The 15,627-nt window shown below is 36.5% G+C and carries 14 protein-coding genes; 2 read left to right on the top strand and 12 right to left on the bottom strand.

Annotated features, from left to right (window positions below; all coding sequences use genetic code 11):
• Positions 1-60: 60 nt before the first annotated feature.
• Positions 61-768 (bottom strand): DUF975 family protein, encoded by a 708-nt coding sequence (locus JZO69_RS10775; RefSeq protein WP_207112880.1) that lies wholly within the window; start codon positions 766-768, stop codon positions 61-63.
• Positions 769-1,077: 309 nt separating this feature from the next.
• On the opposite strand from JZO69_RS10775, the gene JZO69_RS10780 reads away from it, so the two are divergent.
• Complete coding sequence (locus tag JZO69_RS10780; protein WP_207112881.1) at positions 1,078-1,563, top strand: DUF3955 domain-containing protein; 486 nt, start codon at positions 1,078-1,080, stop codon at positions 1,561-1,563.
• 192 nt (positions 1,564-1,755) lie between these two features.
• Here the strand turns inward: JZO69_RS10780 and JZO69_RS10785 are convergent, their stop codons facing one another.
• The 9 genes from JZO69_RS10785 to JZO69_RS10825 form a co-directional block, all read right to left on the bottom strand.
• Entirely contained in the window at positions 1,756-3,141 is a 1,386-nt protein-coding gene (locus tag JZO69_RS10785) for an aldehyde dehydrogenase family protein (protein WP_207112882.1), read from the bottom strand.
• A 73-nt stretch (positions 3,142-3,214) separates the two neighbouring features.
• A complete protein-coding gene (locus JZO69_RS10790) occupies positions 3,215-3,934 on the bottom strand; it encodes a hypothetical protein (RefSeq protein WP_207112883.1) in 720 nt (239 codons plus the stop codon).
• A gap of 170 nt (positions 3,935-4,104) precedes the next feature.
• Positions 4,105-5,403, bottom strand: coding sequence for a phosphopyruvate hydratase (eno, locus tag JZO69_RS10795; protein ID WP_010763068.1), 1,299 nt, complete (start codon positions 5,401-5,403; stop codon positions 4,105-4,107).
• 248 nt (positions 5,404-5,651) lie between these two features.
• On the bottom strand, positions 5,652-6,407 hold the full coding sequence (gene tpiA, locus JZO69_RS10800) for a triose-phosphate isomerase (protein WP_010763067.1): 756 nt from the start codon (positions 6,405-6,407) through the stop codon (positions 5,652-5,654).
• Between the two features lie 157 nt (positions 6,408-6,564).
• Complete coding sequence (locus JZO69_RS10805) at positions 6,565-7,758, bottom strand: phosphoglycerate kinase (RefSeq protein WP_207112884.1); 1,194 nt, start codon at positions 7,756-7,758, stop codon at positions 6,565-6,567.
• Positions 7,759-7,885: 127 nt separating this feature from the next.
• Positions 7,886-8,887 carry a type I glyceraldehyde-3-phosphate dehydrogenase gene (gap, locus tag JZO69_RS10810; protein WP_025872307.1) on the bottom strand — a complete coding sequence of 334 codons (1,002 nt, stop codon included), beginning with the start codon at positions 8,885-8,887 and terminating at the stop codon, positions 7,886-7,888.
• 40 nt (positions 8,888-8,927) lie between these two features.
• Positions 8,928-9,965: a sugar-binding transcriptional regulator gene (locus JZO69_RS10815; RefSeq protein WP_207112885.1), complete on the bottom strand. Its 1,038-nt coding sequence runs from the start codon at positions 9,963-9,965 to the stop codon at positions 8,928-8,930.
• 450 nt (positions 9,966-10,415) lie between these two features.
• Entirely contained in the window at positions 10,416-11,291 is an 876-nt protein-coding gene (locus tag JZO69_RS10820) for a YitT family protein (protein WP_207112886.1), read from the bottom strand.
• A gap of 215 nt (positions 11,292-11,506) precedes the next feature.
• A complete protein-coding gene (locus JZO69_RS10825; protein ID WP_207112887.1) occupies positions 11,507-12,304 on the bottom strand; it encodes an ankyrin repeat domain-containing protein in 798 nt (265 codons plus the stop codon).
• 372 nt (positions 12,305-12,676) lie between these two features.
• On the opposite strand from JZO69_RS10825, the gene JZO69_RS10830 reads away from it, so the two are divergent.
• The gene (locus JZO69_RS10830) at positions 12,677-13,576 is read left to right on the top strand and encodes an ROK family protein (protein WP_207112888.1); all 900 of its coding nucleotides are present in this window, start codon (positions 12,677-12,679) and stop codon (positions 13,574-13,576) included.
• Between the two features lie 189 nt (positions 13,577-13,765).
• On the opposite strand, the gene JZO69_RS10835 is transcribed toward JZO69_RS10830, so the two are convergent.
• The gene (locus tag JZO69_RS10835; protein ID WP_207112889.1) at positions 13,766-14,638 is read right to left on the bottom strand and encodes a hypothetical protein; all 873 of its coding nucleotides are present in this window, start codon (positions 14,636-14,638) and stop codon (positions 13,766-13,768) included.
• Positions 14,628-15,551: a VPS10 domain-containing protein gene (locus JZO69_RS10840; protein WP_207112890.1), complete on the bottom strand. Its 924-nt coding sequence runs from the start codon at positions 15,549-15,551 to the stop codon at positions 14,628-14,630. Before JZO69_RS10840 ends, JZO69_RS10835 begins: the two co-directional genes overlap by 11 nt.
• Positions 15,552-15,627: the final 76 nt, after the last annotated feature.

The following is a 15,627-nucleotide window of genomic DNA, read 5'->3' on the forward strand; positions in this document are numbered from 1 at the left end:
AACTTTTGGGGGTCACCTCAAAACTGAGTGTTAGTTTTGTTTTGGGCTCTTCATCTGTAATTAAATCGTTGCTGTTTTTGGTAAATTTTCATAAAATGCTGCTTTAGTTGCAGTGATGTATGGTGTTAACCATAGATAGCCGATTCCTAGTGTTAAAATTGCTAGGATGTGCCAGCCAATAAAGCTCAAGTCCAATAAGAACAACTGACCTTTATAGCCTTTCATCAGCTGTCTGCTTCGCGTAATAGAATTTAGAAGTCCTGGGCGTACACCCGTTTCTTCATAGGCGTCGTAATAAACAAAATACGTTTGCGAATAAGAATAACCTTTGATAATTCCTGGGATAACTAATAGTAATAACCATAAAGTAATAAACACCGTCATTAATACATACACACCAATTAATCCTAAAACTATAGGTCCTGCAAATCCACGAAAAGCGTCTGAGAATGGTTGAATTTCTTGTCTTTTTCCTCTGTAAAGATCAAGGAATGTCCAAGAGATACCGGCACTGAACAATGCTCCTAAGATACCACCGATAAAACCTCCGCTACCTCCTCCAGAGTTTCCATCGTAACTTGCAGTGCTGTTCACTATATCTGAGTTACTTTGAACAAATGCAATAGTGGGTAAGACTAGTAAAAAGAATAAAAGAAGTCCGATAGCAATTGAGATCAATGTCGGTACCAAACACATCAGCACACTGTCTTTCCAACGCCCACGTAAAATTCCTTTAGCTTCACTTTTTAATTCAGCTCTTGTTTTCATAAAATTTTCCTCCTTTCATTTCAATACATTTAGTATAACAAATAAATCGCCTTTGAAAAAAGCATATGCGTTTGAAAGCATTATTTTATAATACAAGACTCTATAGATTTTCATTTTAATTAACTAAAAATATCAGTTACATTTCTATTTATAAATAATGGATGCTATAATTTAACCACATGAAAATCAGGGGAAAATTATGAAGCAAGTATTGCTTCCCTTGTTTCGAACGCCTGCAAGCACTGCTTTCTTGAAAAGAACTAGCCCCTTGTTTATGCTTAAGATACATCAACGAAAGGAAAATATACGATGGAATTTGGAGACAAAATCAAAGAACTCAGAACAAAAAATAACCTTACACAGGAAAAATTTGCGATCCGTTTAAATGTAACGAGACAAGCGGTATCCAACTGGGAAAATAACCGTAATCTTCCAGACCTTGAACTGTTGATCCTGATTTCTAGTATTTTTCATATTTCGCTTGATGAATTGATTCTAGGAGGAAGTAATGTGAATAATATGACCGAAAAATTAATCAAAGATGGCAGCAAAACAAGACAGGCAAAATTGAATATGGTGACAACGTTGATGGGAGCTTTTCTATTACTTTTCGGATTTGCTTGTTTCTTTATAAAAGCTAATTCAGTAGAATATGTGGATGAAGCAGGGATTCTGCATGAAAATTTTTATCTTTTACCTATAGGATTCTTCTTTATTTTTGCAGGAATAATCGTATTTCTTGTTACGGGAATCAAATTTTTAATTGAAGTCAATCGTGAAAGAAAAGAGTTATAAAGACAACCACTTCAAGAGGATGTGGCAAAAGTTGTTTAGGTTCAAGCAATTGGACTAAAAACCGCACAATGCATAAAACGCATTGTGCGGTTTTTAGGGAATTGCCGAAGAACCTGACTTTTTCACACCATTTATTTGTATTTTTAGTAACGTTAATAAAACTCACAGATCTTAATCAATTAAATCGCTCTTTTATAATAATCGTTTTAACCACTCAAATTTCTTCTGATCATACGGAGGATAAATTAACTTCGCCATAGAATCTTTTCTCCCATATACAATTGCTTTTTCATGAGAAAAAGTTTTAATACTATACTTCCCATGATAATTACCCATACCAGAAAATCCTACTCCTCCAAATGGCAAATCATCATTAGCTACATGAAGAATCGTCTGATTGATTCCGCCACCACCAAAAGAAATTTCGTGTAAAATCTGTTTTTGAACTTCTCTATCATCGGAAAATAAATATAAAGCCAGTGGTTTCTCACCTGCTTTAACAAAGCTAATCGCATCGTCCAACTGTTGATACGTACAAATTGGTAAAAGTGGTCCAAATAATTCTTCTTGCATCAAACTATTCTCTCGACTTAAATCAATATTAAAAAGACTAGGCGCAACAAATCTTGTTTCTCGATCATATTCGCCTCCATGAATTAGGAATTGGCGATTTTCATCGATTAGTTGGATAAACTTATCGATCGCTGATCCTTGAACGATTCGACCATAATCAGGATTATCTTGAATACTTTTTCCATAAAACTCAGTGATTTTTTCTTTTAATGTGACGATCAATTGGTTTTTAACTTTTTCGTCAACCAAAACATAATCCGTTGCAATACACGTTTGACCAGTATTTAGAAGTTTGCTCCAGATAATTCGTTCAGCAGCCAACTCTATATCGGCTTGTTCAGTAACGATTGCAGGACTTTTACCGCCTAGCTCTAAGACAACTGGCGTCAAATGTTTTGCTGCTGCTTCCATCACGATTTTCCCGACTTTTGTACTTCCTGTGAAGAAGATAAAATCCATTCGTTCTTTTAAAACAGTCGCATTATCGATCGAATTAGGCGAGAGTACTTTCACATACTCTTCGTTGAACGTTTCACCAAGAATAGCACCAATCACAGCAGCGACATTCGGTGTTCTTGAGGATGGCTTTACAATTGCACAATTACCAGCTGCAAGGGAACCGACCAAGGGAACTAAGGTCAATTGAAGCGGATAATTAAACGGTCCAATAATGTAGACTGTTCCATAAGGTTCTAGAAAAACAGTATTTTTATTTAGTAAAGATGAAATAGCTCTTGGTTTGTTTATAGGTTTAGTCCATTTATCAAGGTTTTTTAGCATATCTTTGATTGCAGAAAGAACTAAACCAAATTCTGTCGCATAAACTTCAGCTTTGGGCTTTTTAAGGTCCTTTTCAAAAGCCCAATAGAAATCTTCTTCGTGTTTTTTTACATTTACTAATAGTTTTTCCAGTTGCTCTTTTCTGAAAGAAATTGATTTTGTTTGATTTGAGTTAAAAAAATTGCGTTGTTTTTTCAAGATCATTTGGAAATCTGATTGATTCATTTTGCACCCTCCTCGTTTTCTTTTTAGTATAGCACCGATTTTTTCTTTTGGATAATAGAACCTTGTTTCATTGTTAATCAACAGCTCTTTCTAAAATCCACGGCCTTGCAGTTCCTTCGACGCCTTCCTGAGTTGTAGAAGAATTAATCATCATCCTCCCATCTTCATAAATAGAAAATCTGTACCTGATCGTTTTAGTATCATTTAAATAATTTAACTCTGTTCCCCCATTTTCAAAAGTTAACGAAATCAGTTCAAATTCCTTCGAATTTTCCTCTTGTGCTATCAATAATTCTACTTTATTAGGATCGAAAGTTGCTCTTACTTGAATAAATGCTGGATAGTCAGATTCCGTTGACTTCCATCGTCCTAAAATGCGTTCTTGGGATATCTCAGGGGCCTTTTTCAATTGGATAGGTGCTAAATCTCCACCTACAACTAGTTCATCACCACTCTGCTCGACTTCATAACTAGGATAAACGATCACTACTTCTTCTTTCACTTCAAAAATGTAATGAAGTTTTTTATCTTCCTTTTGATGTGTAAATACTCTATTATCTTCTGTATAGTCAATCTCTAGTTGAGTTGAATTAAAATTCAAATTTTTGTCATCATATGTGATTTCATAGTTTCCATAATCATAACTATCCGCAAACCATGAACCAACTAAAGTATGGACTAACTTTTTATCAATATCTTTCTTTGTGTCCTCTGTTTTTACTTTTTTGGCTGCACATGAAGCTATTATTATTAAAACGGAAACTAAAAATACAACCCTTAAATATTTTTCCATCTCATTACCTCCTTTAAACTATAGCGTAAATTAAGTATAACCTAACGAATTCGTTTAATAAATATGTAAAAAACCTCCCCTTACTTTCGCAAGAGGAGGTTTTACGTATGAGTATAAGGAGAAAAAATCGAATGATCAGTTGTCCCTTTTTGCTTTATAATCAACTAAAATTATTTGTTTTTTAAGTTGTAGAAAGATTTCAAACCTTTGTATTCAGCAACTTCGCCTAATTGGTCTTCAATTCTTAATAATTGGTTGTATTTAGCAATACGGTCAGTACGGCTTAATGAACCAGTTTTGATTTGACCAGCGTTTGTTGCAACAGCGATATCAGAGATTGTAGAATCTTCTGTTTCACCAGAACGGTGAGATACAACTGCAGTGTAGCCAGCTTCTTTAGCCATTTCGATTGCTTCAAATGTTTCTGTTAAAGTACCGATTTGGTTAACTTTGATTAGGATTGAGTTAGCGATACCTTTTTCGATACCTTCAGCTAATTTAGTTGTGTTTGTTACGAATAAATCGTCACCAACTAATTGAACTTTGTCACCTAAAGCAACAGTTAATTTTTTGAAACCATCCCAGTCATTTTCATCTAATCCATCTTCGATTGAGATGATTGGGTATTTCGCGCATAATTCTTCGTAGAATGCGATCATTTCTTCAGTTGTTTTTTCGCCTTCGCCTGAATCAGCTAAAACGTAAACACCTTTTTCTTTGTCGTAGAATTCAGAAGAAGCAGCATCCATAGCAAGAACGATATCTTTACCAGGTACATAGCCAGCTTTTTCGATTGCTTCGATGATTACTTCAAACCCTTCTTCGTTTGAACCAAGGTTAGGAGCGAAACCACCTTCGTCACCTACAGAAGTAGCTAAGCCACGAGCTTTTAAGATTCCAGCTAATGCGTGGAATACTTCAGCACCATAACGTAAAGCTTCTTTGAATGTAGGAGCGCCTACAGGCATGATCATGAATTCTTGGAAGTCGATACTGTTATCAGCATGAGATCCACCATTGATGATGTTCATCATTGGAGTTGGCAATACTTTTGTATTGAATCCGCCTAAGTAGTGGTATAAAGGTACTTCTAGGTAATCAGCAGCAGCACGAGCTACAGCGATTGAAACACCAAGAATAGCGTTTGCACCTAATTTACCTTTGTTAGGAGTTCCATCTAAATCGATCATTGCTTTATCAATTGCCATTTGGTCACGTACATCGTAGCCAATGATTGCTTCAGCGATGATGTTATTCACGTTGTCAACTGCTTTAACAACCCCTTTACCTAAGTAACGTGATTTGTCGCCATCACGTAATTCAACGGCTTCGTATTCACCAGTTGAAGCTCCAGATGGAACCATTCCGCGACCAAAAGCTCCGCTTTCAGTGTATACTTCTACTTCGATTGTTGGGTTACCGCGTGAGTCTAAGACTTCGCGTGCATAAACATCAGTAATAATTGACATGTTTTGTCTCTCCTTTGAGTTTGTTTTATACTAAGGGGATTCGAGTCCCTTAATTATGATTGTAGTGAATAAACGCGCGCTATGCAAACATTTTTTGCATAATTCATAGATTATTCAATGATTGAGGTTGGGGCAGAAGTTTTTAACTCCGAGAAATAAGAAGAAATTCATGAAAATTGTTCTTCAAATTTTTGTGTGTTTCAGCTTATTTCCGAAGGAGTTGCTTCTGATCCCACCGTTTATCAAAATTATTTAACTGCATCTAACAAAGCTAAGAATGAGTCAGCTTCAAGACTCGCTCCGCCGACTAAAGCACCATCAACGTTTTCTTTTGCCATATATTCAGCAATGTTTTCAGGTTTTACAGAACCGCCGTATTGAATACGTACAGCTTCTGAAACTTCTTTACCGTATAATTTTTCAACTGTTGAACGTACAACGCCACAGATTTCATCAGCGATGTTAGCATCAGCAGATTTACCAGTTCCGATTGCCCAGATTGGTTCATAAGCGATAACCATTGAAGATACTTGCTCATTTGATAAACCAACTAAACCGTTTGTGATTTGTCCTTCGATCCACTCAGCAGTTTTGCCTGCTTCATATGTTTCTAAAGATTCGCCACAACAGAAGATTGGTGTCATGTTGTTTGCAAAGATTGCTTTGGCTTTTTTGTTGATGTCTTCGTCTGTCTCGTGGAAGTACTCACGACGTTCAGAGTGACCGATGATTACATAGTCAACGCCTAGATCAGCAAGTGCTGCTGGAGAAGTTTCACCAGTGAATGCACCTGAGTTTTCCCAGTAGCAGTTTTGTGCAGAGATTTTTAATTCAGTTCCTTTAGCTGCTTCTACTAATTCTTGTAAGAATAAAGCAGGAGAACCGATTACTGAATCAACAGCACTATTGGCAGGAATTTTTGTTTTTACTGCTTCTGCAAAAGCTTTCGCTTCTGAAGCAGTTTTGTTCATTTTCCAGTTACCAGCGATAATTGGTTTACGCATGGAAAAGCACATCCTTTTCTTATTATGGTATGGATTGATTAAACGGTGTTCAAAAGGCAAACGTTTGATAATTGCTCTCACCAGATGAACTTCAATACTTGAAGTCCCTCAGGTTCAGTCCAATTATTCAAGTTTAAACGCCTTTTTCACAATCTCTTTATTTATCGTTAATTGCTGCTAGACCAGGTAATTCTTTACCTTCTAATAATTCTAAGCTTGCGCCCCCACCAGTTGAGATGTGAGTGAATTTGTCAGCAAAACCTAATTGGATTGCAGCTGCAGCAGAGTCTCCGCCACCGATGATTGTTGTTGCATCTTCTAAGTTAGCGATTGCTTCACATACACCGATTGTACCTTTAGCAAAGTTGCTCATTTCGAATACGCCCATTGGTCCGTTCCAGACAACTGTTTTAGCGCCTGCTAATTCTTTAGAGAATAATTCGATTGATTTAGGTCCAATGTCTAAGCCCATGTAACCTTCTGGTACAGCTTCGCCATCAGTGATAACTGTTTCAACATCATTGCTGAATTCATTAGCACATACTGAATCGATTGGTAATACTAGTTTGTCACCAGCTTTTTCGATCAATTCTTTTGCTAAAGCAACTTTATCTTCTTCAACAAGTGAGTTACCGATTTCGATACCTTTTGCTTTGTAGAATGTATAAGTCATTCCGCCACCGATAAGAATCTTATCTGCTTTAGAGATCAAGTTTTCGATAACACCGATTTTGTCAGAAACTTTTGCGCCACCTAAGATAGCTACGAAAGGACGTTTTGGTGCAGTTACTGCTTCACCAACGAATTTGATTTCTTTTTCCATTAAGAATCCAGCAACAGTTGGAATACCAGTTGAAGCAATTCCTACGTTTGAAGCGTGCGCACGGTGAGCCGTACCAAATGCATCATTAACAAATACATCGCCTAAAGAAGCCCAGTATTTACCTAATTCAGCGTCATTTCCGCTTTCTTTTTTACCGTCGATATCTTCAAAACGAGTGTTTTCAAAGACTAAGACGTCGCCGTCTTTCATGTTGTTGACAGCTGTTTCTAATTCAGTTCCGCGAGTTTCAGGAACGAAAGTTACAGGTTTGCCCAATAATTCGCCTAAACGCTCAGCAACTGGTTTTAATGATTTGCCAGCTTTATCTTCTTCTGTTTTCACACGTCCTAGGTGAGAAAATAGAATCGCTTTTCCGCCATTTTCGATTACGTATTTGATTGTTGGAAGTGCCGCTACGATACGGTTATCGTTAGTGATCACGCCATCTTTCAAAGGCACGTTAAAGTCAACACGGACAAGTACTTTTTTATCTTTTAAATCTACATCTTTGATTGTCTTTTTAGCCATTGTGGAGTACTCCTTCTATAAAAAGTTTTAGGTATTTTTAAACAAAATAATAAAAACGGAGAAGCGCGCTGCTTCCCCGCTTATTATTTCACAGTTGTTCAAATTTCACTAATGATAAGAATGAATCTTATAAGTTAGCGAAGTACTCTAAAGTACGAACTAATTGTGCAGTATAAGACATTTCGTTGTCATACCAAGCAACAGTTTTCACTAATTGTTGATCGCCAACAGTCATTACTTTTGTTTGAGTAGCATCGAATAATGAACCGAAAGTCATACCTACGATATCAGAAGATACGATTTGATCTTCGTTGTATCCGTAAGATTCGTTAGCAGCTTTAGCCATAACTTCGTTTACTTCTTCAACAGTTACTTTTTTGTCAAGAACTGTTACTAATTCAGTTAATGAACCAGTTGCTACAGGAACACGTTGAGCAGCTCCGTCTAGTTTACCGTTTAATTCAGGGATAACTAGGCCGATTGCTTTAGCAGCACCAGTTGTGTTAGGTACGATGTTTTCTGCTGCAGCACGTGCACGACGGAAGTCTCCACCAGGATGTGGTCCATCAAGAGTCATTTGGTCACCTGTGTAAGCGTGGATTGTAGTCATAAGACCTTCAACAACACCAAAGTTATCTTGTAAAGCTTTAGCCATAGGAGCTAAACAGTTAGTCGTACATGAAGCACCTGAGATAACTGTTTCTTTACCTGTTAAGATATCGTGGTTAGTGTTATAAACGATTGTTGGTACGTCATTCCCGCCTGGAGCAGAGATAACAACACGTTTAGCACCAGCTTTTAAGTGTAATTCAGCTTTTTCTTTTGAAGTGAAGAATCCAGTACATTCAAGAACGATATCTACGCCTAAGTCGCCCCATGGTAATTCTTCTGGGTTGCGGTTAGCAAGAACTTTAACTTCTTTACCGTTAACGTTGAAAGATCCATCATGAACTTCAACAGTTCCGTTGAAACGTCCTTGAGTTGTGTCATATTTTAACAAGTGAGCCAACATTTTAGCATCTGTTAAGTCGTTGATTGCTACTACTTCGATTCCTGCTACATCTTGGATACGACGGAATGCTAAGCGTCCGATACGTCCAAATCCATTAATACCTACTTTAACTGTCATTAAAGATTTCCTCCTTATGAAAATCAAAAATTTTTTTATTTTAAAGGGTTGCCCCTTTTAAAATCTCATTGGCAGCAGCTTCATCAGTGATGAGCCACGTTTGTTTTGGTGCATTTTTCATATAAGCGCGGATTGCTTTGGCTTTTGTCTTACCGCCTGCGATCGCAACCACATTGCTAATTTTTTGTACATCCTTCAACTGAAGTCCAATTCTAGGGATTTTATAAACCACTTCGCCTTCTTCATCAAAGAAATATCCGAAAGATTCTGCTACAGCATTATTCTGCTTCAACATGACCATTTCGTCATCTGACATTTTACGACGTGCAGCCATATGTAGCGCACGACCAATACTATGAACCACGCAATTGCTTTGTTCGATCAGTGTCAATACTTCTTGAATCGATGGTTCCTGTAACAGAGATTTATAGGTTTCAGAACTTAGTTGTTCCGGTACGTACAACGCTCTGTGGTGTCCTCCGGTTTTGCTTGCCATTACCGCACTAACTGAGTTAGCTTGGACGGTCATTGCCTCCCCGATTCCACCTCTAGCTGGAACAAACAAATTATGTCGTTTTTCCGTTTCCAACGTTCCCATATGCTCAGCTGTCAGCGCCATTGTTGTGCCGCCCATGACTGCAATGATATTATCGCCATCAGGTAAAAGCAAATCTAGTGAATCGGTCAAAATATCGCCGAATTCATAAAGGACTTTCTCCTGATTGTCGCTATTGCCAGCGACAACGATACAACGTTGAATCCCAAAATATTGACTAATTTCTTTTTCGACTTGGTGCATGCCAAGCAATTGATTCATGACTGTCTCAAGTCCTTGGTAAATCTCTAAGCCTTTATCAGTTAAGGTCATTCCGCTTTTAGAAGTTTCTATCAGCTGTAAATTTTTCAGAAAATCAGTCTCGGTTCTCAAGACACGTTCTGTAATTCCCATACTATCAGATAGACTTCTACGTCCAATAGGTTGCATCCAGTAAATATTTCGAAGGATATGAAATCTTTCCTGTATTACGTCGAGCAAATCTGGAGCAACTGCTTCAATCATTTTCAATTCATCTAGCATGATGCGCTCCTTCGTTGGTCAAAATACGTCCAAGTAAGACTTAAAACGACCTATGAACTTTAAAAAAATAGGATTGACGTTCTTCTTTTTCATTGTTAAGTTCTTTAACAGTCTTAAAAGCGTCCATCAATCTTACAAACTTAGTTTAACAGTTTTCATCTTTCTTTTCAAGAAAAAGAGATTATTTTTTTGAAATTGTTCAATCTACTTTTTGAAAATAAATTAGATCTGTGTCTCTGCCTATCACTATATAAAGTAAACCTACATTGTTTTTATCATTTATTAATGTAAATACTCAAATTCATTTTAGCTAAAAAAAGACTAGGACATAACTCTGCGAGCTTTATCCTAGTCACCTAAAATTCTGATAAATGGCGGGAACAAAAGCAACTTCATATTACTTCTCGAAGTTTAGCGCTTCTGTCCAGCCTCTTTTTCTTCCTACTATATTTACAAATCCTCTTCATAAAACCGCCCAAGAATTTTTACATTATCTGAAATACTCACAAACGCTGATGGATCAGATTCTTTCATTGCTGCTTCTAAGGAAGGTAACTCAAATCGGGTCACAACAGTCAATAACAAGGTTTGTTTATCATGTCGATAGGCACCTTCTGCTTCATGAATAATTGTGATTCCTCGTCTCATTTTCTGTTGAATCCCATCAATAACGGCATCTGGATTTTTTGTAATGATCATTACCTGCATCTTCTTTTGCTTCGTATAAACAGCGTCCGTCACTTTCCCACTCACAAAAATTGATAATGCACTATAAAACATATATTGCCAGCCAAATAAGTAGCCTGCAACAAAGATAATCAATCCGTTAAAGTACATCGAAATCGATCCTACAGAACGTCCCGTTTTCTTACGAATCGTGATACTAAAAATATCCAATCCCCCAGAAGAGAGACCATTTTTGAGAGCAAAACCAATCCCAGATCCCATCACCGCTCCCCCAAAAATCGCACAAATAATTGGATCATTAGACAAACTTGTTTGGGGAACTATCTGCATAAAAATAGAAGTCAACGTAACAGTTAAAAACGTAAATACAGTAAACTTCTTCCCTATTTTACGCCATGCAACAAAAAACAAAGGAACATTCAATGCATATAAAGTAATCGAAACGGGTACTTTAAACCCAATGACTTTCGTTGATAATGTCGTTAATATCTGAGCTAAACCTGTAATCCCGCTAGAATAAATATTTCCTGGTTGATAAAAGAAGTTCATCGCAACAGATGCCAAAATAGCATAAACAATCGACACAGAAAGTTTTGTTGTGTAATCATGGACAGGTAAGCCTTCAAAGAATTTTTTCATGTGGAAGCAGCCTCACTTTGCTTGATTCATTTGCTTCCCATTATACGTGCTTTAGAGGAAGAAAAAAAGCTCAATTACTTAAAATAGAAGAAAAGTATTGCTATTTTTTCATTTATACTTCGCATTTCATCATCTTGCAACGTGTTGCACATGCACGATAAGCGCTTATATATATTTTTTTCTATAATCTTGATTCCTTGCTGCTTGATCTATTTTTAGTAAGTGCTAAGTATATTCAACATTTCTGAATAACCTAGACTTCTAGCATAATCTTCGGCATTTCGTCCAGTATTATCTCTCAATGTTTTATCCGCACCGCCAGCTAACAAAGTTTTGACGATTTGTTGATAGATCGAAGAACCATCTCTTAATGCCACAGCTTCGATCAAGGCTGTATAACCATAATTATTCTGGTGATCGATATTTACTCGTCCGTCTTTTAATAAAAGTTTGACGTTTTCAAGGTGCCCTTTTTCAGCTGCTGGAATCAAGGCATTGCCACCGAAACGATTGAATTTCTGCTGATCTGGAACTTGTTTTTCCAACATATAAGTCAAAATTTCAGTTTTCCCTTGAGCTCCGGCATAAAGATAGGGACTATCGGAAATTTGATCTTGCACATTGATGTCAGCATTAGCATCGATCAATAATTTTGCAATTTCGATGAAGTTTTGATGCGTTGCAATCAAGAGCGGTGTTTCACCTTGAGCATTAACTTCATCGATTGCGTAATTTTTATCTTGAAGTATTTTTTCTACTTTAGCTACATCATTCTCATTCACCGTTTGAAGCAGAGAACCTGCTGGAAATACTAGGCTAGACGCCTCGGGCTTATTGACTGGCTGCGAATCCTTTGATTCACTTGATTGGTTTACACTATTTTTTTCAGTTGTCATGAGCGTACTCTCCTTTACTGGTTGCTTTGTATCCATTTGTTTGGTTTGGCAGGCTGAAAAAATAATTAAAAGTAAAAATATCGACGATACCTTTAGTATATTTTGTTTTTTAGTCATGTTTACTCCTCCTTTAGCCAGCTTCTAAATTCAGTATAAAACATAAATATAAACAAACTATAAATAAATCAGGTTCAACCATAATTATTTTTTGTTAAAACAAAAAGCGACTAAATATTCAATCAATGCAACCATTGGTATTTAAGCAGCAATTTATCTAGCACATAAGGCAGAAATAGTTTCTATTTTCTAAAAATATAATTTTTCCCTATTCTATCGGTATCAGATAACTGTTTGGCATCTGATATTTTTTATAGCCTTGGCTTGACCTACTTATGTTAAAATTTATGTGTATATTATAGTAGAGCTATTTGTATAAGTAAAGTAAGCGAATTCAGTTTGTTTATTTAAAAATTTAGGAGGTAACGTCCAATGAAAAAAATTCTCGTATTAGATATCGGCGGCACATTTATCAAATATGGATTGATTACTGAAGGAAAACTAGGGCTCGTTCAAAAACAAGCAACGCCTAAAACAAACGACGCTTTAAAAAAATGTTTAACACAGATATACAATGAATTTGTAGAAACTGTTGATGGGGTCTCTATTTCCATGCCAGGAATCATCAATGCGGATACTGGCTTCGCTGTCCATGGCGGCTCACTTGAGTTTATCAGGCAAATGAATATGCTTGAATTTTTCCAATCCATTTTTGACTGCCCTGTTGCTATAGATAATGATGCTAGATGTGCTATTATCGGCGAGATGAATTTGGGTCAGTTACAAGGGGTAAACGATGCTATTATGATCGTGCTCGGTACAGGCGTCGGTGGCGGTCTACTTGTAAATGGTCAAATTGTTAGAGGAGCAAATCAATCCGCTGGTGAATTGTCATTCGTCCAAACGAATTCATCAATGGCTACGAGCGATTTTTTTGCTGTAAAAAATAGTGTCTACAGCCTCTTAAAACCTTTTGCTAAATCTCTCAACAAAAAAACGAGTGAAGTCAACGGTGAACTTTTTTTTGAAGCTGTAAAAATGGGCAATCAGGTTGCACAAAGTATTTTACATACCTATTGCGATTCTTTGGCCCTTCAACTCTGGAATCTGCAAACAATTTTAGATCCAGAAAAAATTGTGATCGGTGGCGGCATCAGTAGTCAGACTATTTTACTTGATTATTTAAAACAAGATTTACAAAAAATCATAGATAGCTTAGCTATCAGTCCAGTTACTCAAATTATTTCTCCTTCTGTTGTTTTAAGTTCATTAGGAAATGATGCAAGCTTGATTGGTGCTTATTTTAATTATGTACAAAGATATGATAGTTAATTGTAAAAAAAATGTGTGTGGAACAAAAGTAAAAAGCACTTTTGTTTCACACACTAACTACGAATAAACGGCGGAAACAGAAGCAACCTCTTCGGAAATAAGCTGAAATTCACAAAAATTTGAAAAGAAATTTTCGTGAATTCCCTCTTATTTCTCGAGGTTAAACACTTCTGTCCCGTCCTCATTTTTTTAGTCACTTGTTTGCTTAAAATACAACTCAATCTTTTGCGGGTCATCAAGTCCTGCTTTTAATAGAATAATTTTTGTCTGAGAGTTTTTGATTAACTCATCTTGATCATCATACTCATTTTCCGAATCTAAGCTAATTGACCATTTCGTATTCTTCTCATCGTTTACGGCTAAAGCTGTTGTCCCAAATTGCACAGCTTGCTCAAATGGATATTCTTCTATCTCCCCATCCGTTCGGATAACAATACCTGTTGAACCGCTAGATGTTAGACTTGTTCTTCCATCTTTGGATTCCCAAACGCCGCCTGTCAAATTAGATAAAACATAAGAATAGGCTATCTTTCGACCACCATAAGTGCCAATATATTGATGCATTGCTTGATCTTTTGACAGATATGTCAAAACACAAGTCTCATTCGTTACCCAAGTTAGTTGGTAGTCAGTGATTCCTTTAACAGGTAGTTTTTCTTTTAAACGAGCAAAAATCAGATAATAATTATTGAAATAGTACAATCCATGATCGTCACCTGTTTCCTTGATTAAAAAGACATGTTTGGCATCAGGTGAAAGACTTAAAATTGTTTGTTCTTTTGGCTTTACTAAACTAAATAGAGCACTTACGGCTATGATTGCTACAATCTGAACGCCAATTATACGAATTTTTCTTTTTTTGTCTAGATCCATCAAAAACAACAGCGTCAATCCTAAAAACAAAAGACTACCTATTAGTGCAGCTAAAAGAAGCCAATCACTAATTAAATCGACGCCTCTTGAAGAAGCAAGCATAAATCCGCCCAAAAACATAAGACACAGAATCGTCAAAATCAAAAAAATGACTCCACTAACTTTTTTTACTATCTTTTTACTCTTCATCTGACTCTACCTCACGATCAAACACCCAATTTTCACCATTATCTTTTGAAATAAATTTTCCTTTTACTAAACCACCTCTGTAATCACCGACTTCTCCTTGATTTAGCAAAAGTTCTAACTGATCCCCAGCTTTAGATGGCATTTCAGCTACTAAAAAGATAGCTTTATACTTTTCTGGCACTTGAATCGTTGCAGCTTTCCAGCTAACTCCGCCATCTTTTGTGACTTGTAAATTAGGTGCTGCTCCGAAAGACAAAAAGCCTGTATTTTCATCAATAAAGCCACCATCTTGAACTAATGATGTTTGATTTGTACTTGCTGTTTCCTTCCAAGTTTTCCCGCCATCATGGGTCAAATACGCTATAGTTCCTTCTTGACGAGCAACTCGACCGCCAGAATAAATCACATAGCCAAAATCTTTGCTTAAAAAGTCGATCTTTCTAAAACGAATACCGGCATTTTCTTGAGAAATTTCATATTTTTGCCACGTTTTCCCTTGGTCTAATGTTTGCAGGAGCTTTAAACCTAAATTTTCATAGAGAAATGAAGTGTTTTCTTTTGTTAAAAAATAGCTTTCCTCCATCAAGTTATTATCATAAGATGGCGTATACTCGCCAAATTGAATTTTTTCCAAGCTTTCAGGAACTTCTACCCAATGCTCACCTGAATCGTAGGTAACGTATAACATTTCACCTTTAACCAATACATCAGTTTGATTCTGAGTAGTTGTTTGAGGTGGTTTTTTTTGATCATTCTGATAGCTTTGCTCAGCTTCTTGCAATCCCTCGATTTTTTTATCATAGGTTTCGACGCTTGTTGGACCTGTTGCGTAACGAAAAAAAGCCGCTAAGCTTATTAATACAACAACAATAATCAAAAAACGTACCCAATTTTCTTTTTTCAGTTTACTCACTCCTTTAATCAAGTTTCCTATTTAAATTATAGATGAACTTTTCTTTTATTGAAAGGGCTTTTTTTCTTATAGAAAA

This window comes from Candidatus Enterococcus ikei, assembly GCF_017316105.1.
GTDB classification, from domain to species: Bacteria; Bacillota; Bacilli; order Lactobacillales; family Enterococcaceae; genus Enterococcus_L; species Enterococcus_L ikei.

Excerpts from the sequence above, each read along its gene's own strand:
- JZO69_RS10790 (WP_207112883.1), bottom strand. The coding sequence starts at position 3,934 with ATGGAAAAATATTTAAGGGTTGTATTTTTAGTTTCCGTTTTAATAATA.
- JZO69_RS10835 (WP_207112889.1), bottom strand. The coding sequence starts at position 14,638 with ATGAAGAGTAAAAAGATAGTAAAAAAAGTTAGTGGAGTCATTTTTTTG.
- JZO69_RS10805 (WP_207112884.1), bottom strand. The coding sequence starts at position 7,758 with ATGGCTAAAAAGACAATCAAAGATGTAGATTTAAAAGATAAAAAAGTA.
- gap (WP_025872307.1), bottom strand. The coding sequence starts at position 8,887 with ATGACAGTTAAAGTAGGTATTAATGGATTTGGACGTATCGGACGCTTA.
- JZO69_RS10775 (WP_207112880.1), bottom strand. The coding sequence starts at position 768 with ATGAAAACAAGAGCTGAATTAAAAAGTGAAGCTAAAGGAATTTTACGT.
- JZO69_RS10785 (WP_207112882.1), bottom strand. The coding sequence starts at position 3,141 with ATGAATCAATCAGATTTCCAAATGATCTTGAAAAAACAACGCAATTTT.
- JZO69_RS10815 (WP_207112885.1), bottom strand. The coding sequence starts at position 9,965 with ATGCTAGATGAATTGAAAATGATTGAAGCAGTTGCTCCAGATTTGCTC.
- JZO69_RS10830 (WP_207112888.1), top strand. The coding sequence starts at position 12,677 with ATGAAAAAAATTCTCGTATTAGATATCGGCGGCACATTTATCAAATAT.
- JZO69_RS10825 (WP_207112887.1), bottom strand. The coding sequence starts at position 12,304 with ATGACTAAAAAACAAAATATACTAAAGGTATCGTCGATATTTTTACTT.
- tpiA (WP_010763067.1), bottom strand. The coding sequence starts at position 6,407 with ATGCGTAAACCAATTATCGCTGGTAACTGGAAAATGAACAAAACTGCT.
- JZO69_RS10820 (WP_207112886.1), bottom strand. The coding sequence starts at position 11,291 with ATGAAAAAATTCTTTGAAGGCTTACCTGTCCATGATTACACAACAAAA.
- eno (WP_010763068.1), bottom strand. The coding sequence starts at position 5,403 with ATGTCAATTATTACTGATGTTTATGCACGCGAAGTCTTAGACTCACGC.
- JZO69_RS10780 (WP_207112881.1), top strand. The coding sequence starts at position 1,078 with ATGGAATTTGGAGACAAAATCAAAGAACTCAGAACAAAAAATAACCTT.